Annotated in this window: 22 protein-coding genes; 9 read left to right on the forward strand and 13 right to left on the reverse strand. The window is 70.9% G+C overall.

What is annotated here, in order from left to right; genetic code table 11:
• Positions 1-153: 153 nt before the first annotated feature.
• A complete protein-coding gene (gene def / locus ACFVWD_RS19535) occupies positions 154-693 on the forward strand; it encodes a peptide deformylase (protein ID WP_389597564.1) in 540 nt (179 codons plus the stop codon).
• A gap of 56 nt (positions 694-749) precedes the next feature.
• Here the strand turns inward: def and ACFVWD_RS19540 are convergent, their stop codons facing one another.
• Positions 750-1,394 carry a TetR family transcriptional regulator gene (locus tag ACFVWD_RS19540; protein ID WP_054228952.1) on the reverse strand — a complete coding sequence of 215 codons (645 nt, stop codon included), beginning with the start codon at positions 1,392-1,394 and terminating at the stop codon, positions 750-752.
• A 169-nt stretch (positions 1,395-1,563) separates the two neighbouring features.
• Between ACFVWD_RS19540 and ACFVWD_RS19545 the strand changes: the two genes are divergently transcribed.
• Positions 1,564-2,793 carry an acyl-CoA dehydrogenase family protein gene (locus tag ACFVWD_RS19545; protein ID WP_389597567.1) on the forward strand — a complete coding sequence of 410 codons (1,230 nt, stop codon included), beginning with the start codon at positions 1,564-1,566 and terminating at the stop codon, positions 2,791-2,793.
• A gap of 46 nt (positions 2,794-2,839) precedes the next feature.
• Here ACFVWD_RS19545 and ACFVWD_RS19550 read toward each other — a convergent pair whose 3' ends face one another.
• Genes ACFVWD_RS19550 through ACFVWD_RS19560 form a run of 3 tightly spaced genes read right to left on the reverse strand, consistent with a single transcriptional unit; the run spans position 2,840 to position 5,716 of the window.
• On the reverse strand, positions 2,840-3,361 hold the full coding sequence (locus ACFVWD_RS19550; protein WP_389597569.1) for a cupin domain-containing protein: 522 nt from the start codon (positions 3,359-3,361) through the stop codon (positions 2,840-2,842).
• A gap of 7 nt (positions 3,362-3,368) precedes the next feature.
• Positions 3,369-4,583 carry a cytochrome P450 gene (locus tag ACFVWD_RS19555; RefSeq protein ID WP_389597571.1) on the reverse strand — a complete coding sequence of 405 codons (1,215 nt, stop codon included), beginning with the start codon at positions 4,581-4,583 and terminating at the stop codon, positions 3,369-3,371.
• A 5-nt stretch (positions 4,584-4,588) separates the two neighbouring features.
• Entirely contained in the window at positions 4,589-5,716 is a 1,128-nt protein-coding gene (locus ACFVWD_RS19560; protein ID WP_389597573.1) for a type III polyketide synthase, read from the reverse strand.
• A 149-nt stretch (positions 5,717-5,865) separates the two neighbouring features.
• Here ACFVWD_RS19560 and ACFVWD_RS19565 point away from each other — a divergent pair, with 149 nt between their 5' ends.
• Complete coding sequence (locus ACFVWD_RS19565; RefSeq protein WP_389597575.1) at positions 5,866-6,267, forward strand: hypothetical protein; 402 nt, start codon at positions 5,866-5,868, stop codon at positions 6,265-6,267.
• Positions 6,268-6,549: 282 nt separating this feature from the next.
• On the opposite strand, the gene ACFVWD_RS19570 is transcribed toward ACFVWD_RS19565, so the two are convergent.
• The 5 genes from ACFVWD_RS19570 to ACFVWD_RS19590 are packed head-to-tail and all read right to left on the reverse strand — an operon-like array spanning position 6,550 to position 11,259.
• The gene (locus ACFVWD_RS19570) at positions 6,550-6,789 is read right to left on the reverse strand and encodes a DUF6213 family protein (protein ID WP_168489781.1); all 240 of its coding nucleotides are present in this window, start codon (positions 6,787-6,789) and stop codon (positions 6,550-6,552) included.
• A 24-nt stretch (positions 6,790-6,813) separates the two neighbouring features.
• A complete protein-coding gene (locus ACFVWD_RS19575; protein WP_389597577.1) occupies positions 6,814-8,208 on the reverse strand; it encodes an NADP-dependent succinic semialdehyde dehydrogenase in 1,395 nt (464 codons plus the stop codon).
• A 53-nt stretch (positions 8,209-8,261) separates the two neighbouring features.
• On the reverse strand, positions 8,262-8,729 hold the full coding sequence (locus ACFVWD_RS19580) for an NUDIX domain-containing protein (RefSeq protein ID WP_389597578.1): 468 nt from the start codon (positions 8,727-8,729) through the stop codon (positions 8,262-8,264).
• Positions 8,726-10,264 (reverse strand): ATP-dependent DNA ligase, encoded by a 1,539-nt coding sequence (locus tag ACFVWD_RS19585; RefSeq protein ID WP_389597580.1) that lies wholly within the window; start codon positions 10,262-10,264, stop codon positions 8,726-8,728. The genes ACFVWD_RS19580 and ACFVWD_RS19585 overlap by 4 nt, the downstream gene beginning before the upstream one ends.
• A gap of 44 nt (positions 10,265-10,308) precedes the next feature.
• Positions 10,309-11,259, reverse strand: coding sequence for an NAD(P)/FAD-dependent oxidoreductase (locus ACFVWD_RS19590; RefSeq protein WP_389597626.1), 951 nt, complete (start codon positions 11,257-11,259; stop codon positions 10,309-10,311).
• 87 nt (positions 11,260-11,346) lie between these two features.
• On the opposite strand from ACFVWD_RS19590, the gene ACFVWD_RS19595 reads away from it, so the two are divergent.
• The 6 genes from ACFVWD_RS19595 (at position 11,347) to ACFVWD_RS19620 (ending at position 16,719) form a co-directional block, all read left to right on the forward strand.
• Positions 11,347-11,955: a helix-turn-helix domain-containing protein gene (locus ACFVWD_RS19595; protein WP_389597581.1), complete on the forward strand. Its 609-nt coding sequence runs from the start codon at positions 11,347-11,349 to the stop codon at positions 11,953-11,955.
• Positions 11,956-12,049: 94 nt separating this feature from the next.
• Positions 12,050-13,027, forward strand: a complete 978-nt coding sequence (locus tag ACFVWD_RS19600) for an NADPH:quinone oxidoreductase family protein (protein ID WP_389597583.1) — start codon at positions 12,050-12,052, stop codon at positions 13,025-13,027.
• The gene (locus ACFVWD_RS19605; protein WP_389597585.1) at positions 13,024-14,205 is read left to right on the forward strand and encodes an acyl-CoA dehydrogenase family protein; all 1,182 of its coding nucleotides are present in this window, start codon (positions 13,024-13,026) and stop codon (positions 14,203-14,205) included. The genes ACFVWD_RS19600 and ACFVWD_RS19605 overlap by 4 nt, the downstream gene beginning before the upstream one ends.
• Positions 14,202-15,314 carry an acyl-CoA dehydrogenase family protein gene (locus tag ACFVWD_RS19610; RefSeq protein WP_389597587.1) on the forward strand — a complete coding sequence of 371 codons (1,113 nt, stop codon included), beginning with the start codon at positions 14,202-14,204 and terminating at the stop codon, positions 15,312-15,314. The genes ACFVWD_RS19605 and ACFVWD_RS19610 overlap by 4 nt, the downstream gene beginning before the upstream one ends.
• A gap of 176 nt (positions 15,315-15,490) precedes the next feature.
• Positions 15,491-16,348, forward strand: coding sequence for a phosphatidylinositol-specific phospholipase C/glycerophosphodiester phosphodiesterase family protein (locus tag ACFVWD_RS19615; RefSeq protein WP_389597588.1), 858 nt, complete (start codon positions 15,491-15,493; stop codon positions 16,346-16,348).
• Positions 16,349-16,524: 176 nt separating this feature from the next.
• Entirely contained in the window at positions 16,525-16,719 is a 195-nt protein-coding gene (locus ACFVWD_RS19620) for a hypothetical protein (RefSeq protein WP_389597590.1), read from the forward strand.
• Between the two features lie 31 nt (positions 16,720-16,750).
• Here ACFVWD_RS19620 and ACFVWD_RS19625 read toward each other — a convergent pair whose 3' ends face one another.
• The 4 genes from ACFVWD_RS19625 to ACFVWD_RS19640 form a co-directional block, all read right to left on the reverse strand.
• Entirely contained in the window at positions 16,751-18,025 is a 1,275-nt protein-coding gene (locus ACFVWD_RS19625) for a phosphodiester glycosidase family protein (RefSeq protein WP_389597591.1), read from the reverse strand.
• Between the two features lie 75 nt (positions 18,026-18,100).
• Positions 18,101-18,475: a DUF779 domain-containing protein gene (locus ACFVWD_RS19630; RefSeq protein ID WP_389597593.1), complete on the reverse strand. Its 375-nt coding sequence runs from the start codon at positions 18,473-18,475 to the stop codon at positions 18,101-18,103.
• 178 nt (positions 18,476-18,653) lie between these two features.
• Complete coding sequence (locus tag ACFVWD_RS19635) at positions 18,654-20,207, reverse strand: protein kinase (RefSeq protein WP_389597595.1); 1,554 nt, start codon at positions 20,205-20,207, stop codon at positions 18,654-18,656.
• Positions 20,208-20,327: 120 nt separating this feature from the next.
• Positions 20,328-21,800, reverse strand: coding sequence for a DHA2 family efflux MFS transporter permease subunit (locus ACFVWD_RS19640; RefSeq protein ID WP_389597598.1), 1,473 nt, complete (start codon positions 21,798-21,800; stop codon positions 20,328-20,330).
• Positions 21,801-21,816 lie beyond the last annotated feature (16 nt).

The following is a 21,816-nucleotide window of genomic DNA, read 5'->3' on the forward strand; positions in this document are numbered from 1 at the left end:
GTTTCTCGATCCTCCTTGCGTACGCGCCGCGCCTGAGCCCCCGGCACCGTGTGGGCCTCAGCCTATCGAGATCCACTCACGTGCCCGAATCGCGGCACCTCCACGGTGCCCGCGCGACATTCGCGCGCCCATGAGGACCGTACCCTTGCCGCCATGCGACACGGCTCCATCCCCGGCACCCGAGGGCGCGTCCGGCCGGTGACTCTGCTCGGCGACCCCGTTCTGCACACACCGTGTGAAGACGTCACGGACTTCGGTCCCGAACTCGCCCGACTCGTCGAGGACATGTTCGCGACGATGTACGCCGCCCAGGGCGTCGGCTTCGCCGCGAACCAGGTCGGCGTCGCCTCGCGGGTCTTCGTGTACGACTGCCCGGACGACGAGGACGTCCGCCATCTGGGACATGTGGTGAACCCCCGTCTCGTCGAGGCGGACGGAGTGGTCCTGCGCGGGCCGGAGGGCTGTCTCTCCCTGCCCGGCCTGGAAGCGGGGACGGAGCGGTACGACCACGCCGTGATCGAGGGTTTCACGGTGGACGGGGAGCCGGTGTCGGTGCATGGCACCGGTTGGTTCGCCCGGTGCCTCCAGCACGAGTACGACCACCTGGAGGGTGGTCTGTACGTGGACCGGCTGAGCGGTTGGCGCCGGCGCCGGGTGATGAGGCAGGCGGCGCGGGCGTCTTGGCGGCGCTGAGCTCTGTCGTCCGGCTGCGGGTTGTTCGTGGCTGAACCCGCAGCCGACAGCCGACCTCAGAACCCAGGACCCCCGACACGATCGCCGGCCGCGGCCAGCCGGCCCCACAACAGGTCGGCCAGACTCCGTACCAACTCGGCCCGGGAGCAGGGCTGCTCACCGAGCCACCAGTCCCCGGCGGCATGCATCATGCCGACGATCCCGTGCCCCCACACCCGCGCCAGCTGCTGACTGCCCGGTCCGAGATCCACCCGTTCCTCGATGACCTCGGCCAACTCCTCGCCCATGCGGCGCAGCAGCGGCGCGGAGTGCTTGCCCAGGTCGAAGCCCTGGTCGGCGGACGAGGCGCCCTCCGTGGGGTGCATCAGGAAGCGGTAGACCTGAGGGTGCGCCTCGATGGCCGCGAGATACGTGTCGAGCGTGGCCTCCACCCGCTCCCGGCGCTCCGCGGGCGCGTCCAGCGCGGCGCGCAGCGCTCCGAGGAGGGCGTCGGTGTGCCGCTTGGCCAGGGCCGCGTAGAGTCCGCCCTTGTCGCCGAAGTGGCGGTACAGGATCGGCTTGGTGATGCCCGCCTCGGCGGCGATGGCGTTCATCGAGGCGCCGGGGCCGTCGCGGAGCACCACTCTGTCGGCGGCTTCCAGCAGCTCGCGCCGGCGGCGGTCGGCGGACCTCTGCTGATCGGTCCGCTGCGTGGTGTCCATGATCTCTCCCCACCCGTGGTGATTCGGTGACGCCTGCGCAAAGTAACACTCATCGGCCCATGCGTATCGAACGGGCTGCCGAGGTGAACGTGGGAGTTGACTTTTACTACTGATCAGTAACAGACTCCAGTTACCGCAAGTAACACTTTAGTGCAGTGCTGGAGGGGACATGGCCGAGTTCACCATGGAGCTCAACGACGAACAGAGGGAGGTCCGCGACTGGCTCCACGGGTTCGCCGCCGATGTGATCCGCCCCGCGGCCGCCGAGTGGGACGAGCGCGAGGAGACTCCCTGGCCGGTCATCCAGGAGGCCGCGAAGGTCGGCATCTACTCCCTGGACTTCTACGCCCAGCAGTACTTCGACCCGACCGGTCTCGGCATACCCATGGCCATGGAGGAGCTGTTCTGGGGCGACGCGGGCATCGCCCTGTCGATCGTCGGCACCGGCCTCGCCGCCGTGGGCGTCCTCGCCAACGGCACCGAGGAGCAGATCGGCACCTGGATCCCGCAGATGTACGGCGACGCGGCCGATGTCAAGGTCGCGGCCTTCTGCTCCTCCGAGCCCGACGCCGGCTCCGACGTCGCCTCGATGCGCACGCGTGCCGTCTACGACGAGGCCAAGGACGAGTGGGTGCTCAACGGCACCAAGACCTGGGCGACCAACGGTGGCATCGCCAATGTCCATGTCGTCGTCGCGGTCGTCGACCCGGACCTCGGCTCCAAGGGCCACGCCTCCTTCATCGTGCCGCCGAACACGCCGGGCCTCTCCCAGGGGCAGAAGTTCAAGAAGCACGGCATCCGCGCCTCGCACACCGCCGAGGTCGTCCTCGACAACGTTCGCATCCCCGGCTCCTGCCTGCTCGGCGGCAAGGCGAAGCTGGACGAGCGTCTGGCCCGCGCCCGGGAGCGCGCGAAGGCGGGTGGCGGTGAGCGGGTGAAGAACGCCGCGATGGCCACGTTCGAGGCGTCGCGTCCGGCCGTCGGGGCCATGGCGGTGGGCACGGCCCGCGCGGCGTACGAGGTCGCACTCGACTATGCGACGACGCGTGAGCAGTTCGGACGTCCGATCATCGACAATCAGGGTGTCGCGTTCCAGCTCGCCGACATGCGTACGTCGATCGACGCGGCGCGTCTGCTGGTGTGGCGGGCCTCGTGGATGGCGATCAACGGGAAGCCGTTCACCGCGGCCGAGGGATCGATGTCCAAGTTGTTCGCCAGTGAGACGGCGAAGAAGGTCACCGGGCAGGCGATCCAGATCCTGGGTGGAAATGGCTACACCCGTGAGTATCCGGTGGAGCGGATGCACCGGGACGCGGCCATTTACACCATTTTTGAGGGTACGAGTGAGATTCAGCGGCTCGTGATCGCGCGGACGCTGTCGGGAATGCCGATTCGCTAAGAGGTGTTCGGCACAGCCCCGCGCCCCTGAAGACGGGGCGCCACCCTCACCGGAGTTTCAGCGGAGTGAGTTGCTCGATGTCGTACCTCGCCCTCAGTTCCTCGATCGCCGCGTGGTCGGGTGGACCACCCGAACCCAGGATCTCGAGCAGCTCCTCGAAGTAGCGCTCGTGGTCCGGGGGCGGGGCGGCCTGGAAGAACATCTTCGCCCGGGTCTCGGTGGGGTTGGAGAAGGCGTGGGGGCAGCCCGGGGGCACGACGATGACCGTGCCCGGGGTCGCTCGTACCACCCGGCTGCCCGAACTCGACTCCCACTTCTGCCAGTTGTCGGGGGTCCGGATCCGGGGCTCGAAGGCGAGCACGTCCAGCTCGCCTTCGAGCACGTAGAACAGCTCCTCGCTGCGCGTGTGCACATGGGCGCCCACGTCGAATCCGGGCGGTACCAGCACCTCGAAGGTGGACGCGGTGCGCGAGTGCGAGCCGGTCACCTTGAACGTCACGTGCTGAGCCGGGGTTTGTACGATCCGGCCGTGACCGGGTGGTACCAGGAGTCCTTCGGTCATGGTCATCGGTCGCTCACCACGTCACGGGCAGGGCCTCGGGGCCACGGATCAACGCGCCTTTCCTGAACGGGACCTGACTCGGGGGGACGGCGAGCCGCAGCCCCGGCATCCGTTCCAGAAGCGCGTCGACCAGGAGTTCCGACTCCAGCCTGGCCAGCATCCCGCCCGGGCAGTAGTGCGGGCCGAAGCCGAACGCCACGTGCGGATTGGGGCTGCGCTCGAAGTCGATGTGCTCCGGGTCCGGGAAGACCTCCGGGTCGCGGTTGGCGGCCAGGTACGAGACGTAGACCGGGTCGCCGGCCCGGATCAGTACGCCCCTGATCTCGACGTCCTGCCTCGCGATCCGCGACAGGCCGACCGTGTTGCGGTGCGGGATGTAGCGCAACAGCTCGTCGATGGCCTGGGGGCGGATCTCCGGGTCGGAGCGCAGCCGGTCGGCCAGCGCCGGGCGGGTCATGAGCAGGTAGAACATCTGCCCGCTGTTGTTCGTGACCGCCTCGCCGCCGATCTGGAGGAGGACGGCGAGTCCGACGGCCTCCTCCAGATCGATCTCGTCCCGGCCCACGGCGGCGCCCAGCAGCGAGGTGACGTCCTCGTCCCTGCTGCCGCTCCGGGCGCCGATGAGCTTCCTGAAGTAGGCGCCCATCTCTTCCTTGGCCTTCTCGCTGACCTCGGCGCCGTGCGAGGAGGACAGGATCAGCTGCGTCCAGGAGTGAATGCCCTGCCGGTCGTCGGCCGGGACGCCCATCAGCTCGCAGATGACCGCGATGGGGAAGGGGCTGAGGACCGCCTCGGTGAGATCGGTGGGCGGTCCGACCCGCAGCAGCTCGTCGACCATCTCGTCGAGCGTGCGCCGGGCCCTGACACGGACCCGCTCCACCCCGCGCGCCGTGAAGGCGGCGGCCACCGAGCGGCGCAGCCGGGTGTGGTCGGGCGGGTCCAGGAAGCCCACCGCGCCCCGGGCCGGGATGAAGTGCGGGGCGAGCCGGGTGACCGGCTGGTCCAGGACCGCCTCGCGGCCGAACCGTGGGTCGTTGGCGACCATGCGCACATCGTCGTGGCGGGTCACCAGCCAGGCCCAGCCCTCGCCGTTGGGCAGCTGGATCCGGGTGACCGGTCCCTCGCGCATCAGCTCGGTCAGGACCGGGTCGAAGTCCACGCCCTTCAGGTCGAGGGCGGGCCAGTGCCGGACAGGCGGCAGTGGCCCGGTGATCGTCTTCTCGGTCATTCGGTTCACACCGTCTCGTCGTTGGCGTTGCGCCAGCGGCCCAGGGCCATTTCCGCGGTGATGCCGGGACCGAAGCCCGCGAGCAGTCCGCGTGCGGAGTGCTCGGCGCCGCCCTCGTCGAACAGCCGGCGCAGTGCGTCCAGGACGACGGCGCTGGCGATGTTCCCGTACTCGGTGAGGGTGGCCCGGCTGAACCGGAAGGCCTCCGGCGCGACCTCGAGGTACTTGCTGAGGTCGTCGAGGATCCTGGGGCCGCCCGCGTGGATGATGTAGAAGTCCAGGTCGGAGGCGTCCCAGTCGTGCTGTCGCGCGAGGGCGTGGAGGGCGGGGGCGAGCGGTTCCATCGTCCCGGGAACCCGCTTGTCCAGTAGGAAGTGGAAGCCCGTGGCGCGGACGTCGTACATGATCCAGTCCTCGGTCTTGGGGACCAGATAGGAGCCGTTGCGCTCCAGGTGGATGCCGGTGCCGCCGTTGCCGCGGACGACGGCGGCGGCGATGCCGTCGCCGAACAGGCCGTTGCAGAGCAGTGAGCCGACGCTGAGGTCGGTCGGCTGGTAGCAGAGCGAACAGAACTCGCAGGCCACGATGAGCGCGTTGGCGTCGGGGTACGCCGTGCAGAAGTCGTGGGCCCGGTTGATCGCGGCGCCGCCGGCCGCGCAGCCCAGCTGGGCTATGGGTATCTGCCGGGTGTCGCTGCTGAAGTCCATCGAGTTGATCAGCCAGGCCGTGAGCGAGGGCATCATGAACCCGGTGCACGAGACGTAGATGATCATGTCGATGTCGGTGGTGAGCAGCTCGGCGTCGTCCAGTGCCCGTTGTATGACGGCGGGGACGCGGGCCTTGGCCTCGCTCTCGTAGACCTTGTTGCGTTCCTCGAAGCCCGGGTGTTTCAGCGTCTCCTCGATGGGCTGCACGATGTGCCGGGTTTGGACACCGGTGTTCTCGATCAGTCGGAGTGCCAACGGCAGCTGAGGGTGGTCCTCATGACGGGAGCGGGCCAGCTCCAGCGTCTCCTCCATGGTGATCACGTATTCCGGCACGGAGACCGAAGGTCTGCACAAAGTCGCCATGACACGCGCCTTCTTTCGCCTTCCGGGGAACTCTCGTGCCCCGGCGGAAGGGTGGTCACCCACGGGGGTGGTTCACCCACCGGGGTGGTCCACCCACGATCACCCGGAAGCGTGGGGATCTCTCGTCGGGTTACTCCATTCCGGGGATATCTGGGAGGGCGTGGGAGCACGCGGGAAGAGGCCCCGGGACGGCCGAACCGAAGGAGTACGCCATGGTGCGCACGGCCAGGGAACTGCTGGAGGACGCCACGGCGAAGCTCGCCCCGGACCCCCACGCCAACCGGCTGTTGCCCCTCATCGCGCGGGGCGCGGCCCAGCGTTCCACGCTCGCCGCCCTCGCCCTCGAACAGCGCCATGTGATGGACGCGGACCGCCGTGCGTTCCTGCATCTGGCCGAGAGTCCGGACGTCGAGCCGCAGAGTGCCGCCTTCTTCGCCCTCCTCGCGGAGGGTGAGGTTTTGGCCCAGGATCGGCTGGGTGCGTTCGCTGACGCCCGCGGGGTGGACGAGGCGCGGGCGTCGGCCTGCGAGCCGCTCGCGGACTGTCGAACGGTTGTCCGGCGCCCAATCCTTCAGTGTGGAGGGGAGGGGCATCCTGCCCGGGTGGCCTGGTGAGGGGCGGTGTCGCTGCTGACGTCGGCTTGTCCGGCAGCGGAGTTGCCGGACCTACCGCCGGAGGGGCGGGAAGTGGCGCCTGTGGAGGCCCCTGTGAGACCAGCTCCCGCAAGGGGGAGGGCGAGGGCCTGTGAAGCAGGAACCCGTGGTGGTGCCGCGCGGCGGTGCGGACCAAAATGGCCTGCGTTCGCATAGGCGAAGGCATCAAGAGGCGAAGTTCTGGCAGGCACTCTCGGAACTCGACCACCGACTAGGGCCGGCCCAACTCACTTGGGACCGGCCCTAGTCGGTAGACGCGCCGCTGCTGTGCGCGATGCAGGCCACGTCGATGCGGTCGGCGAGTTTGGCGAGTTCGATGGTCAGCGTCGCCACCGTGTCCTCGTCGAGTCCGTCCTGGCCGGCCTCCACCAGGTGCAGCCACCGGCCGCCCACCGTGCGCAGCAGTTTGCTGACGTCGGCGGCCGCCACCTGCAACGTGCCGCGGTCGTCGACGATCAGAGGCAGGGTCACTTCGCGGTTCACAGGGGGATCGTAGCTGCGGAACCCTTACGCTCCGTGCCATACCGTGGTGATGTTGCAGAACTCGCGGATTCCGTGCCCCGACAGCTCACGTCCGTAGCCGGACCGCTTGACCCCGCCGAACGGGAAGGCCGGGTGGGAGGCGGTCATGCCGTTGAAGAACACGCCGCCCGCCTCCAGGTCGCGTACGAACCGGTCCACCTCGGCCTCGTCGTTCGTCCAGACGTTCGAACTCAGCCCGAACGGCGTGTCGTTCGCGAGCGCCACCGCCTCGTCCAGATCGGCGGCGCGGTAGAGCGTGGCGACCGGCCCGAAGGTCTCCTCCTGGTGGACGCGCATCTCGGGGGTGATGTCGGTGAGGACGGTCGGCGCGTAGTACCAGCCGCGCTCCGTGAAGCCTTCGGGGCGCTCGCCGCCGCACAGCACGGTCGCGCCGCTCTCCACCGCGTCGTCGACGAGTTCCTCCAGGTCACCGCGGCCCTGTTCGGTGGAGAGCGGGCCGATGTCGGTGTCCTCGTCCAGCGGATCGCCGACCTTCAGCGCCTTCATGCCGGCCGCGAAGCGTTCGGCGAAGGCGTCGAACACGTCCGTGTGCACGATGAACCGCTTGGCGGCGATGCACGACTGCCCGTTGTTCTGCACCCGGGCCGTCACCGCGGTTTTCGCCGCCCGCTCCACGTCGGCGGACGGCATGACGACGAACGGGTCGCTGCCGCCCAGCTCCAGCACCGTCTTCTTGACCTCGTCCCCGGCGACCGAGGCCACCGCGCGCCCCGCCGGTTCACTCCCGGTCAGCGTCGCCGCCTTGACCCGGGGGTCGCGCAGGACGTCCTCCACGGCGCCCGAGCCGATCAGCAGCGTCTGGAAGCAGCCCTCGGGGAAGCCCGCCCGGCGGAACAGGTCCTCCAGGTAGAGGGCGGTCTGCGGCACGTTCGAGGCATGCTTGAGCAGACCGACGTTGCCCGCCATCAGGGCGGGCGCGGCGAACCGGACCACCTGCCAGAGCGGGAAGTTCCACGGCATGACGGCCAGCACCGGGCCCAGCGGTCGGTAGCGCACCAGGACGCGGGAGGCGCCGGAGTCCTTGACGTCGGAGTCGGCGGGCTCCTCGTCGGCGAGCAGCTCCTCGGCGTGGTCGGCGTACCAGTGCATCGACTTCGCACATTTGGCGGCCTCCGCGCGGGCCTGCTTGACGGGCTTGCCCATCTCCGTGGTCATCACCCGGCCGATGTCGTCCCGTTCCTCGTCGAGGAGGTCGGCGGCCTTGTGCAGCAGCCGTGCCCGCTCGGCGAAGGACGTGGTGCGATATGCGCGGAACGTGGTCTCGGCCCTGGCGAGCCTGCGCTCGATCTCCTCGGCGCCGAGCGCGTCGTACGTCTTGAGCGTCTCGCCGTTCGCCGGGTTCACCGTCGCGATGGGCATGGCCGACCTCCTGAAGCGGGCTGTTCTTCGAGCGGGCAGTTCTCCATAAGTCTCTATAAGTCCGAGTGCTCCGCCAGCCGGTCGAGAAACGCCGCCTGCGCCGCCACGATCAGCTCCCCGGCCCGGTCAAGGCCGAACCATTCCACCCGGTCCAGCTCGGGAAACTCCTGCCGCCGTCCCGACTTCGGCGGCCACTCCATCTCGAAGGTGCCCGGGACCACGGTCGCCGGGTCGAGGTCCGCCTCGATCGCCCAGGCCGTGACGACCTTGCCGTTCTTCTGCTCGACCTCGCCGAGCGGGACGGCCTCGCCGTCGGGCGGCGGCAGCCCCAGTTCCTCCTGGAACTCCCGGCGCGCCGCGTCCCAGGCGGTCTCGTCGGGCTCGTACTCGCCCTTGGGCACGGTCCATGCCCCGGCGTCCCGCCGCGCGAAGAACGGGCCGCCCATATGGCCGAGCAGCACCTGAGGGCCGTCGTCGGCGCGCCGGTACAGCAGCAATCCCGCACTGCGCTTCCCCTTCACGGGGCCACCTCCGGGTGTGCGGCGAGCAGGGTCTCGACCGTGTCGGCCTGCGCGGGCGTCTTGTCCTGGCGGTAGCGCACCACGCGGGCGAAGCGGAGGGTGACCCCGGCCGGGTAGCGAGTGGACTTCTGCAGACCGTCGTAGGCGATCTCCACGACGAGTTCGGGCCGTACGGTGACCACGTGGCCGCTGTCCTCGACGGCCAGCTCCTGGAGGCGCTCGGTCTGCCAGGCCAGTATCGCGTCCGTCATGCCCTTGAAGGTCTTGCCGAGCATCGCGAAGGAGCCGTCCGCGGCGCGGGCCCCGAGGTGCAGGTTGGAGAGCTTGCCGGTGCGCCGCCCGTGGCCCCACTCGGCCGCCAGAACCACCAGGTCGAGGGTGTGCACGGGTTTGACCTTCAGCCACGACGCCCCGCGCCGGCCCGCGCTGTAGGGGGCGTCCAGGGCCTTCACCACGACACCTTCGTGACCGCGCTCCAGCGTCTCGGCGAGGAATCTCTCCGTCGAGGCGATGTCCGCGGGGCCGTGGGCGAGGGCGCGCCGCACCCGCATCGGCTCGGGTACCAGCCGCGCCAGCTCCGCGTGCCGTTCGGTGAACGGCAGATCCAGCAGATCCCGCCCGTCGACCGACAGCGCGTCGAAGAAGACCGGGGAGACCGGCACGCTCTGCGCGGCCGTGGCCACATCCACCCGCGAGCCCACCCGCCCGGCCGTCTCCTGGAAGGAGCGCGGCCGCCCGACCTCGTCCAGTGCGATCACCTCGCCGTCCAGGATGAACCGGGTGCCCTGCAACTCCATCGCGGCGGAGGTGAGTTCGGGCAGCCGGTCGGTGATGTCGTCGAGGGTGCGGGTGTAGATCCGTACGTCGTCGCCGTCGCGGTGCAGCTGTACGCGGATGCCGTCGAGCTTCTCCTCGACGGCACACGCGCCCAGCTTCTCCACGGCCTCGGACACGGACGTGGCGCTGTGGGCGAGCATGGGCAGTACCGGGCGGCCCACCGTGAGCCGGAAGTCGTCCAGGGCCCCGGGGCCGTCCGTCAGCAGCGCCCGCGCCACCGTCTGCAGCGATCCGGCGAGCATCACCGCCCGCCGTACGTCCGCGGCGGGCGCGCCGGTCGCCTCGGCGAGCCCCTCGACCGCGACCGCGTCCAGCGCGCCCTGCCGCACCTCGCCGGTGAGCAGCCCGAACAGGAACCGCTGCTCGTCCTCGGTGGCCGCCGCCCGCAGCGCGTCCATCAGCCGTCTGCGCTCCGCCTGCGAGCCGGTGCCCGTGACCGCGCCGACCTCCGTCAGCCGGGCGTCCACGTCCCGCACCGTGAGCGAGGGCTCGGGTGCGGGCGGCACGGGGCCGCTCAGTAGCTTCCAGCCGATGCCGAGGCGCCCCTGCGGGAGACGGCCTGCCAGATACGGGATCACGATGGGCACGTCGTCCGCGTCGGCGTCCCGGAACAGCTCGGCGAGCAGGGCGGTCTTCCGGGACCGCGCCGAGGTGGCGGCGACCTCCCGGGACACACGGGCGAGCCGGGCGAGCAGCATGGAGCCATGGTGCTACGGAGGGACGCCGTCCACACCCGGGCGGTTCAGCTCCGGGGCCGGGACCTGTCCTGGGCGGCGTCGAGGTCGGCGAAGAGCAGCTCGCCGTTGAGCGTGGCCGCCGCCCGGTAGCCCGCGCCCGCGGCGTTCACGACCTGCTCGGCGAAGCCCACCGCGTTGCCCGCCGCCCAGACGCCGGGCACGGTCGTCAGGCCCGTCTCGTCGACCACCGGGTACGTGCCGAACGGGGTCTCGTGCAGCTCGGCGCCCAGCCGCTCGAACAGGTCGTTGCGGGGGACCGCGCGCGGCGCCACGAAGAGCGTCGTGCGGTCGTGGACGCTGCCGTCCGCGAGCCGGATCCCCGTGAGCCGGTCGTCCTCGACGACTAGCCCCGCGACCTCACCGGGCACCACGGCGACCCCGGCCGCGGCGAGCCGCCTCGTGTCGTCGGCCGTCAGCTCCTCCTCGGCGACCGTGTGCAGGAACAGGGTGACGTCCTTCGACCACTGGGAGACCATCAGCGCCTGGTGGACGCTCATCGGCGTGGCGGCCAGCACCCCGAAGGACCTGTCGCGGACCTCCCAGCCGTGGCAGTACGGGCAATGCAGCACGTCCCGCCCGAAGCGCTCGGCGACCCCCGTGACCGCGGGGAGCTCGTCCGCCAGCCCGGTGGCGAGGATCAGCCGCCGCGCGTGCACGGTCCGTCCGGCCGCGAGCGTCACGAGGAACTCGCCGCTGCCTTGCCGGGACACGTCCACCGCCCGGTCCCGGACCAGCTCGACGCCGTACCGAGCGATCTCCTCGCGCCCCGCGGCGAGGAACTCCGCGGGCGGCATGCCGTCCCGGGTCAGATAGCCCTGCAGATGCGCGGCGGGCGCGTTGCGGGGCTCGCCCGCGTCGACGACGAGCGTGCGGCGCCGGGCCCGGCCGAGGACCAGTGCGGCGGACAGGCCGGCCGCGCCGCCTCCGACGACGACGGCCTCGTACCTCTCGGTCATGTCGGTCATGGTGACCACCTCCACCGGAGACGGTCGCCCCACCGGTGCCGCATTGACAAATGGCTTTGCCGAATCTGCAATATGGGCATGAGTAAGGGCATGAGCAAGGGCATGGATGACGATTCCCAGACGGACGAGGTGCTGGCCGAGGTCGGGCCGAGGCTGCGGCGCATCCGCAAGGAGCGGGGCGCGACACTCGCCGGTCTGTCCGAGGCGACCGGCATCTCCGTGAGCACGCTGTCGCGGCTGGAGTCGGGGCTGCGCAAGCCCAGCCTGGAGCTTCTGCTGCCGATCGCCCGGGCCCACGAGGTGCCGCTGGACGAGCTGGTCGGCGCGCCCCAGGTGCGCGACCCGCGCGTACGCGCCCAGCCGATCGTGCGCGGCGGCCGCACCCACTGGCCGCTCACCCGGCAGCCCGGCGGACTCCAGGCGTACAAGGTGCTCGAACCGCAGCGCAAGCTCGAACCGGAACCCCGGACCCACGAGGGCTATGAGTGGCTGTATGTGATGTCGGGGCGGCTGAGGCTCGTGCTGGCCGACCACGACGTGGTGCTCGGTCCGGGGGAGGCCGCCGAGTTCGACACGCGGGTGCCGCACTGGTTCGGGTCGACGGGAGAGGGGCCCGTGGAGTTCCTGAGCCTGTTCGGGCCGCAGGGGGAGCGGATGCACGTGAGGGCGCGTCCGACCCGCTCGTGAGGGCGTGACGCACATGACTGTTCCCTGATCGGCAAGCGACCGCTTAGTATGCGGTCGAGCCCGGTCAGACAGAGCAGTCCCGTGGAGGCCCCGCATGCAGGCATGGCAAGTACACCAGCTCGGCGAACCGAGCCAGGTGATGCAGCTCCAGGACGTGGAGCGACCAGTCCCCGGTGAGGGGCAGGTCCTGCTCAAGGTGCGCGCGGCGAACATCAACTTCCCGGACGTGCTGATGTGCCGCGGGCACTACCAGGTCAGGCCGCCACTGCCGTTCACGCCCGGTGTGGAGATCTGCGGCGAGACCGAGGACGGGCGCCGCGTGCTGGCCAACCCCGCGCTGCCGCACGGCGGTTTCGCCGAGTACGCCGTCGCGGACGCCGCCGCCCTGCTGCCCGCGCCCGACACCCTGGACGACGCCGAGGCGGCCGCCCTGCACATCGGCTACCAGACGGGGTGGTTCGGTCTGCACCGCCGGGCCCGTCTCGAAGCCGGCGAGACGCTGCTCGTCCACGCCGCCGCCGGAGGGGTCGGCAGCGCGGCCGTGCAGCTGGGGAAGGCGGCGGGCGCCACCGTCATCGGCGTGGTCGGCGGGGCCGACAAGGTGGCCGTGGCGCGCGAGCTGGGCTGCGACGTCGTCATCGACCGACGTACCCAGGACGTCATCGCAGCCGTGAAGGAAGCCACCGGCGGCCGGGGCGCCGACGTGATCTACGACCCCGTCGGCGGTGAGGCGTTCACCCAGTCCACCAAGGTCGTCGCCTTCGAGGGCCGGATCGTCGTCGTGGGCTTCGCCAGCGGCTCGATCCCCAGCCCGGCGCTCAACCACGCCCTGGTGAAGAACTACGCGATCCTCGGCCTGCACTGGGGCCTGTACGGCACCAAGAACCCCAAGCTGATCCAGCACTGCCACGAGCAGCTCACCGAGCTGGCCGCGCGCGGTGCCATCAAGCCGCTGGTCAGCGAGCGCGTGCCGCTGGGCGGCGGTGCGGCCGCCGTGCAGCGGGTCGGCGACGGTGTCACCACCGGCCGGGTCGTCGTGGTGCCCTCTCTCGAGAACGGAGCAGCCGCATGACCGACGCAGCCGAACTGCGCACCCGTACGAAGGAGTTGCTGGCGGCGCACCCGCCCGCGACCACGGACCGGCTCGACTTCCTCAAGGCCCGTTTCGACGCGGGACTCGCCTGGGTGCACTACCCCGAGGGCCTCGGCGGGCTCGGCGCCCCGCGCACCCTCCAGGCCGTCGTGGACGCCGAATTGGAGGCCGCCGACGCCCCCGACAACGACCCGCGGCGCATCGGCATCGGCCTCGGCATGGCCGCGCCGACCATCCTCGGCTTCGGCACGCAGGAGCAGAAGCGCGACTTCCTCAGGCCGTTGTGGGTCGGCGAGGAGGTCTGGTGCCAGCTCTTCAGCGAGCCCGGCGCCGGGTCCGACCTGGCCGCGCTCGGTACCCGTGCCGTCCGGGAGGGCGACAACTGGGTGGTCAACGGGCAGAAGGTGTGGACCTCCAGCGCCCACCTCGCCCGCTGGGCCATCCTCATCGCCCGCACCGACCCGGACGTGCCCAAGCACCGCGGCATCACGTACTTCATCTGCGACATGACCGACCCGGGTGTCGAGGTGCGGCCGCTGCGCCAGATCACCGGCGAGGCCGAGTTCAACGAGGTCTTCCTCACCGACGTCCGCATTCCCGACGCGCACCGACTGGGTGAGGTCGGTGACGGCTGGCGGGTCGCGCAGACCACGCTCATGAACGAGCGCGTCTCCATCGGCGGTATGCGCATCCCGCGCGAGGGCGGCATGATCGGCCCGGTCTCCAAGACCTGGCGCGAGCGTCCCGAACTGCGCACCCACGATCTGCACCAGCGGCTGCTGAAGCTGTGGGTGGAGGCCGAGGTCGCCCGGCTCTCCGGCGAACGGCTGCGCCAGCAGCTCGTCGCGGGCCAGCCCGGCCACGAGGGCTCCGGGATGAAGCTCGGATTCGCCCGCCTCAACCAGGAGATCAGCGGCCTGGAGGTCGAACTCCTCGGCGAGGAAGGCCTGCTGTACGAGGACTGGACGATGCGCCGGCCGGAACTGGTCGACTTCACCGGCCGCGACGCCGGCTATCGCTATCTGCGCTCCAAGGGCAACAGCATCGAGGGCGGGACCAGCGAGGTCCTGCTGAACATCGTCGCCGAACGCGTGCTGGGCCTGCCGTCCGAGCCGCGCACCGACAAGGACGTCGCGTGGAAGGACCTCGCCCGATGATGATGACGACAACACAGAGCACCCAGCCCGATCTGCTGTACTCGGAGGAGGAAGAGGCGCTGCGCGCCGTCGTCCGCGGCCTCCTCTCCGACCACTGCGACGCGGCGGGCGTCATCGCCCGCACCGAGTCGGACACCCCGCACGACCCCGAGCTGTGGAAGGCGCTCTCGGACGGGATGGGCCTGGCGGGCCTGCTCGTGCCCGAGTCGCTGGGCGGCCAGGGCGCCACCCACCGCGAAGTCGCCGTGGTGCTGGAGGAGCTGGGGCGTGCGGTCGCGCCGGTGCCGTATCTGACCAGTGCCGTCGTCGCCACCGAGGCGCTGCTGGCCTGCGAGGGCGAGGAGGCCGCCGGGCTGCTTTCGGCGCTGGCGTCGGGCCGGACGATCGGCGCGCTCGCCGTCGCGCTGTCCGTGCCCCCCGGCGGCGCCCACAAGACCGTACGGAACGAGGACGGCTTCCTGTACGGGGAGCTGACGGGGATCGCGGACGCGGCGGTGGCCGACGTGCTGCTGGTTCCGGCGGACGACGGCGGGCTGTACGCGGTGGACGGGGACGCCGTGACGGTCACCCCGCAGGTGTCCCTCGACCTCACCCGGCCGCTCGCCACGGTCGCCTTCGACGGGGTGCGGGCACGTCCCCTCGGCGCCGCCGAACCCGCCGTACGACGGGCCCTGCGCAGCGGCGCCGGACTGCTCGCCTCCGAACAACTCGGCCTCGCCGACTGGTGCTTGACCGAGACGGTCCGCTACCTCAAGGAACGCAAGCAGTTCAACCGGCCCGTCGGCGGATTCCAGGCGCTCAAGCACCGGCTCGCGCAGCTGTGGCTGGAGGTCGTCAACACACGCGCCGCCGCCCGCGCCGCCGCCGACGCGCTCGCGACCGGCAGCGCGGACACCGACGTGTCGGTCGCCGTCGCCCAGGCGTACGCGGCGCCCGTCGCCGTCCACACCGCCGAGGAGGCCCTCCAACTGCACGGGGGCATCGGGATGACCTGGGAGCACCCGGTTCACCTGTATCTGAAGCGGGCCAAGGCGGACTCGATCGCGTACGGCACGGCGGGAGCCCACCGCGCGGCGTTGGCCGAACTGGTGGACCTGCAAGCCCCCTGACGTACATCTGCCGAGAGGCCCGCCCCACCAGGGGCGGGCCTCTCGGCATGCGCACCGCGAGTGAAGTGAACGGACAGCGGCAGTCCGGCCAACTCCCTTCACGACAGGGTTTGTTGGGCAGCCGAGGACTGCATACTCGCTGAGGTCCGTAGCGCACCCTTCAAGGGAGGCAGAGCATGGCCCTCACCACCCGTCGCAGAGCCCTCACCACCCTCGGCGCCGCCCTGGCGGGCTCGGTCGCCCTGCCCGCCTCGCGAGCACTGGCGGGGGAGGAGAAGCACCACACGCGCCCCCTGTGGCGTGCCCACGCGCACAACGACTACGAGCACCCGCGACCCCTGTTCGACGCCCTCGACCACCGCTTCGGCAGCGTCGAGGCCGACATCTACCTCGTCGGCGACCAACTCCTCGTCGCCCACGACCCGGTCGACCTCGACCCGGCCCGCACCCTCGAATCCCTTTACCTCGCCCCGCTCGCCGCCCGCGTGAAGGCCAACCACGGCTCGGTCTACCGGGGATACCGGGGCCCCCTGCAACTCCTCATCGACATCAAGACCGAGGGCTCGTCGACGTACCTCGAACTCGACCGCCATCTGAGCCGCTACCCGCACCTGTTCACCACCTACGCGCACGGCCGGGTGCGTCCGGGGCCGATCACCGCGGTGATCTCCGGCGACCGCGCCGCCCGTACGCCCATGGAGGCGCAGAGCGTGCGGCGCGCCTTCTACGACGGCCGGCTGACCGACCTCGGCAGCGCGGCCCCCGCCTCCTTCATCCCGCTGATCTCGGACAACTGGACGCTCAACTTCACCTGGCTGGGCGACGGCCCGTTCCCCGACGCCGAGCGTGCGAAGCTGCGCGGCATCATCGCGGCGGCGCACCGGCGGCACCAGAAGGTGCGGTTCTGGGCCACGCCCGACCTGGCGGGCCCGGCACGCGAGGCGCTGTGGGGCGAACTGCTGGCCGCCGGCGTCGACTACTTCAACACCGACGACCTCGCCGGGCTCGAAGCCTTCCTCGACGCGCACGAGTAGGCGCGTGCGCGTAAGACGCACGCGAATGGACGCGCACGGGCAGCCGTACGCGCTGCTGTGCGATCGGGCGTAGACATCACACGTTCGGAGGACACGTCAGCCGCCCGGACGAACCCTCCGCTACGCGACACTTGCCGCCGAAAGCCGCGGTGTCGACGTGGCGGAGGAGGTTGACGATGGCCATTTCCATCTCTGTGGTGGTACTGCTCCTGATCCTCGCGGTGGTCTTCCTGCGCAACGGCGCGCTGAAACCCACGCACGCGGTGGTCTGCGTACTGCTCGGCTTCTATCTGTCGACCACCAGCATGGCGCCGACCATTCAGAACGGGCTCACCGCGACGGCGGACATCGTGAGCAGCCTGCGCCCCTGACGTGCGGGTCCAGGTGCGTGTCAGCCGTGCGTCAGCTGTGTGAGAACACGCCGATGCCGTTGGGGACCGGGCGTTCGGCGCCGCCGGAGGGGTGGTTGAGGACGCTCACCGTGCCCGCTCCCGGCATCCGCGCGACCATGGTCGTGGAGCCGCCCCCATCCAGACTGAAGGCGTCGACGGAGCCCAACGTCCGCATGGTGTGCGCCACTTCCGCGATGGTCAGTCCGCGCCGGTAGTCGGGCGCGCCGTCGAGGGCGAGCAGAAGCAGGCGCCGCCCCTTGTTCGCGATGCCCACGGCGGTCCGCACGGCCGAGGTGGTGTTGTTCAGACCGGGCAGCGGCTGCCCGTGAGTGACGACCGGATAGCCGCCGATCGCGAAGCGGTACCGGATCCGGCTGCCGGCCGCGACGAGCCAGTGCCGAATGCGGACCGCCTGCCCCTTCGCCAGCTCGCGCAACTGCCGCGCGCCCGCCTCGCGCCCCACCAGCACGGTGGTGCCGGACGCGATGCGACCGCTGCCGGGTGTGGTGGCCGCCGACACGACCCGGCCGCGGCGGACCGTCACCTCGTAGGTGTCCGCGCTGCAGGGCGCGGCGCGGTCGATGTCGGTGCCGCAGATGGCCCGCTTCCGGGAGACACCGCCCCAGGCCGAGGTGAACGCGCCGATGGAACCCTGCGGCAGCGCGTACTGGTTGAGTCCTTCGAGCGCCCACCGTCCCCGGGAGCTGCGCACGGAACCGTCGAGGGCCAGGCTGTCCAGCCGGGCCCGGCCGTCGAGGCCCACGCCGAGCACGTCCTTCGTGGTCGTGCCGGGCGGCAGGGCGGGGCCGAAGCGCTGGCCGTCCGGGACCGCCGCCTTCAGGGTGCGGCTGTTCGCGATCGCCGGACCCACGGTCGCGCCCGTGGCCTCGACCCCCGGATGCTGGGTCTCGGAGATGTCGAAGAAGTCACCGTTGACGCCGGCGACGGCGCCCTGCGCCTCGGCCAGCCGGGAGACGGCCGCCCGGGAGGCCACGGCCGCGGAGTGGAGGAGATCGACCCGCACATGACGGTTGCTCAGATCGACGCTCAGTACGTGTGCGCGTGCCACGCCCTGGGCGGCCGGGACGTCGAACTCCTTGTACGTGATGCCCGGGGCGACGGCCTTGCCGGTGAGGGCCTTCGCGTCCGCGACCGTGCCGTGCCAGGTGTGGTTGCCTTGCACGCCGCTGGCCGGTGCCGCCCCCGCCAGGGCCGCACCGGCCAGCGCGCTCCATGCCGTGAGTACCGTCAGTGCTGTTCTGAGTCGTCCGTCGCGAGGTGTCACGGTGCCCCCTGAGGTCTCATCAACTGTCGTGTGGCTCAGGGGGATTGCAGCAGACCGCGACGACCTCCGCAGGGTCTAGGCGTCTACGACGCGGGAACGGATGAGAAAACGCACTCCTTCGGGTGCTTCCAGGGAGAATCCGCTGCCGCGGCCCGCCACGACGTCGACGATCAGCCGCGTGTGGCTCCACAGCTCGTACTGGCTCTTCGACATCCAGAACGTCACCGGCTCGTCCAGCCCCTCGACGTCCAGCTCGGCGAGCAGCACGTCGGAGCCGCCGGTGCGGAACTCGCCCTCCGGGTAGCACATGGGCGCACTGCCGTCGCAGCAGCCGCCGGACTGGTGGAACATCAACGGTCCGTGGACCGCCCGCAGCCGCCGCACCAACTCGGCGGCCGAGGGCGTCAGCTCCACGCGCGGGGCGGCTTCCGTCGTCTCCTGGTGGTCCATGGCGTGTCCCTGCCTTGATGTGCGGATACGGATGCCACCGCTCCGCGCGAGGGTCGGTCGGTCCGGCCCAGTCAACTCCCGGCTTGGTTGCAGACAGGTTGCATGACGTCGGGGGGAGGAGGACCAGGTGCCACGGAGAGGGAAGAGCCACGTGCGCTCGGTGCGCGGCGGCCGCCCGTCAAGGTTGGTGTGTGACGCTCACTGCTACGGTCAGCGTGCCCCTGTTGTCCTCGGAGCAGGACCCGGCGGCGTCGTTGATCCCCAGTTGCAGGGGGCCGTTTTGAGCTGCCCGGAAAGCCAGTTTTCGCCCGACGGTGTGGACGGGGGCGTCCTGACTGTCGGAGAGGCGTGCCAGCAGGGTGCCGAACGGCGCCGCGGGCTTGATCTTGCAGCTCTTCGCCCCGTCCAGTGACTGGTCCGTGAGCGCGTCGTAGCCGGTCGGCCCGGTCACGGGTTTGTTCCGGTAGTCGACCGTCCATTCTCCGGAAACGAACCGCACGGTGACCCGGTCTCCCTGCTGGACGGTCAGTCTGGTCACCGACTGCCAGCCGGTCGTCGACCGGACGACCTGAGTGGTGGTCGTCGTCTTCGGGTCCTCCTTGAACGGCAGCACCCCGGTGAGGAACAGACCGCCGCTGACGCCGGCCACCAGCACCGCCGTACCGGCCAGTGCCCACCACAGCCGCTTCGGGCCCCTCGGGCGGGACGACTGCGGGGGCGGTGGTTTGAGTGACGTGGTGTGCAAGGCCGTCGGTACGGGCTCCCCGGCCGGGACGAGTCGCCCCTGGCCGCTGGTCACGGTGTCCGCGTCGGTCAATGCGGCTGAAGGCCGCAACACGCGCACGGTCGGTGACGGCAGTGGTCCGGCGTCCGCCTCCCCCGCCGCGACGCGCCACAGCGCGGTACGCGCAGTGGCCGCCGAAGGGCGCTCGTCGGGGGACTTGCGCAGCAGTGCCTCGACGGCCGGGCGCAGCGGGCCGAGCCGCTCCGAGAGGACGGGTTCCTCGTACGCCACCGCGTGCAGCGTCGCGGGCCGTGCCGGCCTGTGGAACGGGGACTGCCCGCCGCAGACCGTGGCGAGCGTCGCGCCCAGGGACCACAGGTCGGAGGCCGGGCCGACCGGCGATCCCATCACCCGCTCGGGAGCCATGTACTCGAGGGAGCCGATCAGTTCGCCGGTGGTCGTCAGGGACTCGCCGTCGTCCAGGGCCGCGATACCGAAGTCGGTGAGGACCGCGTTGCCGTCGCGGCGCAGCAGGACGTTGGCGGGCTTGACGTCACGGTGCAGGGTGCCGGCCGCGTGCACGGCCTCCAGCGCGTCGAGCAGTTGCACGCCCAGGGAGGCGGCGTGCTGCGGCGTGAGCGGTCCGCTCTCGGCGATCCCATGGGCCAGTGAGGGCCCCTCGACGAGTTCCATGACGATCCACAGCCGGTCCTCGGACTCGACCAGGTCGTGGACACCCACCACATGGGGATGCGACACCCGGGCGACCGCGCGCGCCTCACGGACCGCGCGACGCACCCGTATGCGCTGCTCCTCGTCGCCGTGGATGAGGATGTGCAGTTCCTTGGCCGCGACCGGGCGGTCCAGCAACTGGTCGTGGGCGCGCCAGACCGTGCCCATCCCGCCTCTGCCGAGAATGCCGTGAAGCAGATACCGACCGGCGATCAGCCGCCCTGAGCCGTGTTCCGAACGCGTCGCCGCCTGGTGATCGCCATCTCCGGATATCACGCGCTCTCTCACGTTTCCTTCCCGGTGGACTGGGCGCCCGCCGGCCGTCGTTCGATCAGTCGTCGTTCGTTCGTTCCGTCGTCGTTCGTTCGGGGCCGAGCATAGCGGAGCGCATCATGGTCACATGTCGTCAACTCGCCTGCGGTGAAGGGCCTTTGACGACCGATGTTCTTCGGGGTGGGCGTCCTGGAGATTGCGCGGTACTCGGACGCGTGCGGACGGATCGATTCCTTCGGCCGTGCGGGCCGCCCAGGGGCCGGTGGTCAGGATGCCCAGGGCGAGGATGGCCAGACCGCAGCCGGCGATGATCCACCAGGCGGCCGGGCGTGCCCCGGCGGCGATCGCTGCGCCGGTCACCGCGATGCCGAGCGCGGCGCCGACCTGGCGGCTGGTCGCGGCGATCGCGGCGGCCACCCCGGCCTGGGCGCGTGGCAGGCCCGAGACCGCTGTGTGGGTGATGGGCGCGTTGACGAAGCCGAAGCCCAGTCCGAACAGTGCGTACGCCGCGTAGAGCAGGATGTCCGAGCGCTCGGCGGATCGGGTGGCGGGGACGGCCAGCAGGCCGCCGGTGGTGATGCCGGCCCCGGCGAGCAGCAGTGGGATACGCGGGCCGCGGCTGCCCACGATCCGCCCGGCCAGTGGCGGGCACACGAAGGACAGCACCGCCATCGGCAGCAGGTGCACCCCGGTACTCAGGGCGCTGAGCCCCAACACCTGTTGCAGGTAAAGAGTGTTGGCGAAGAGGAAGCCGCCGAGCGCGGTGAAGGCGCACACCGCCATCACCGTCGCCCCGCTGAAGGGCGCGCTGTGGAAGAGGCGCGGGTCGACCAGCGGTTCGTCGCGCCTCCTCTCGTAGGGGATGAAGGCGGCCAGCGCGCCGGCCGCGGTGATCAGGCAGTTCACGATGGCGGGGGAGGTCCAGCCCCGGCCCGGTGCCTCGATGATGGCGTACGTCAGTGTGCCGAGCGCGGTGATCACCAGCAGTTGCCCCACCGGGTCCAGCCTGCGGGGCCGTGGCGCGCGTGACTCCGGGACGAACAGGGCGGTGAGCAGGAGCGCGGCCAGCCCGATCGGCACGTTCAGCCAGAACACCGACCGCCACCCGGCCGTCTGCACCAGTACGCCGCCGAGGATCGGGCCGGCCGCCATGCTGATGCCCACCACCCCGCCCCAGACGCCGATGGCCCTTGCCCGCTCCCGCGGTTGTGGGAAGGCGCCCGCGAGGATGGCCATGGCGACCGGGGTGAGCATGCAGCCGCCCACCGCCTGTGCCATGCGGAAGACGATCAGCCAGTCCAGCGACGGTGCCAGGCTGCACAGCGCCGATCCGCCGGTGAACAACACGAGCCCGAGGAGGAAGACACGTCGTCTCCCGACGCGGTCGGCCGTGGAGCCGGCCAGGATGAGCAGCGAGGCCAGCACGATGGTGTACGCGTCGAGGGTCCACTGCAGGCCCGACACGGAGCTGTGCAGGTCTTCCTGTATCGAGGGCAGGGCGACGTTGAGGATCGTGGTGTCGAGGCTGACCAGCAGCACGCTCAGGCAGCAGACGGCCAGGACCAACGAGGGTCTGCTGCGGTCGGGTTGAGACACGTCGGCCGCCCTTTCC

Origin of the sequence: Streptomyces sp. NPDC058086 (genome assembly GCF_042885015.1) — a bacterium.
Lineage (GTDB): Bacteria > Actinomycetota > Actinomycetes > Streptomycetales > Streptomycetaceae > Streptomyces.

What these genes read in the sequence shown, in the direction of transcription:
- ACFVWD_RS19610 (WP_389597587.1), top strand. Translation starts at nt 14,202, where the DNA reads ATGATGATGACGACAACACAGAGCACCCAGCCCGATCTGCTGTACTCG.
- def (WP_389597564.1), top strand. Translation starts at nt 154, where the DNA reads ATGCGACACGGCTCCATCCCCGGCACCCGAGGGCGCGTCCGGCCGGTG.
- ACFVWD_RS19550 (WP_389597569.1), bottom strand. Translation starts at nt 3,361, where the DNA reads ATGACCATGACCGAAGGACTCCTGGTACCACCCGGTCACGGCCGGATC.
- ACFVWD_RS19605 (WP_389597585.1), top strand. Translation starts at nt 13,024, where the DNA reads ATGACCGACGCAGCCGAACTGCGCACCCGTACGAAGGAGTTGCTGGCG.
- ACFVWD_RS19540 (WP_054228952.1), bottom strand. Translation starts at nt 1,394, where the DNA reads ATGGACACCACGCAGCGGACCGATCAGCAGAGGTCCGCCGACCGCCGC.
- ACFVWD_RS19575 (WP_389597577.1), bottom strand. Translation starts at nt 8,208, where the DNA reads ATGCCCATCGCGACGGTGAACCCGGCGAACGGCGAGACGCTCAAGACG.
- ACFVWD_RS19585 (WP_389597580.1), bottom strand. Translation starts at nt 10,264, where the DNA reads ATGCTGCTCGCCCGGCTCGCCCGTGTGTCCCGGGAGGTCGCCGCCACC.
- ACFVWD_RS19555 (WP_389597571.1), bottom strand. Translation starts at nt 4,583, where the DNA reads ATGACCGAGAAGACGATCACCGGGCCACTGCCGCCTGTCCGGCACTGG.
- ACFVWD_RS19590 (WP_389597626.1), bottom strand. Translation starts at nt 11,259, where the DNA reads ATGACCGAGAGGTACGAGGCCGTCGTCGTCGGAGGCGGCGCGGCCGGC.
- ACFVWD_RS19600 (WP_389597583.1), top strand. Translation starts at nt 12,050, where the DNA reads ATGCAGGCATGGCAAGTACACCAGCTCGGCGAACCGAGCCAGGTGATG.
- ACFVWD_RS19620 (WP_389597590.1), top strand. Translation starts at nt 16,525, where the DNA reads ATGGCCATTTCCATCTCTGTGGTGGTACTGCTCCTGATCCTCGCGGTG.
- ACFVWD_RS19565 (WP_389597575.1), top strand. Translation starts at nt 5,866, where the DNA reads ATGGTGCGCACGGCCAGGGAACTGCTGGAGGACGCCACGGCGAAGCTC.
- ACFVWD_RS19545 (WP_389597567.1), top strand. Translation starts at nt 1,564, where the DNA reads ATGGCCGAGTTCACCATGGAGCTCAACGACGAACAGAGGGAGGTCCGC.
- ACFVWD_RS19630 (WP_389597593.1), bottom strand. Translation starts at nt 18,475, where the DNA reads ATGGACCACCAGGAGACGACGGAAGCCGCCCCGCGCGTGGAGCTGACG.
- ACFVWD_RS19595 (WP_389597581.1), top strand. Translation starts at nt 11,347, where the DNA reads ATGAGTAAGGGCATGAGCAAGGGCATGGATGACGATTCCCAGACGGAC.
- ACFVWD_RS19615 (WP_389597588.1), top strand. Translation starts at nt 15,491, where the DNA reads ATGGCCCTCACCACCCGTCGCAGAGCCCTCACCACCCTCGGCGCCGCC.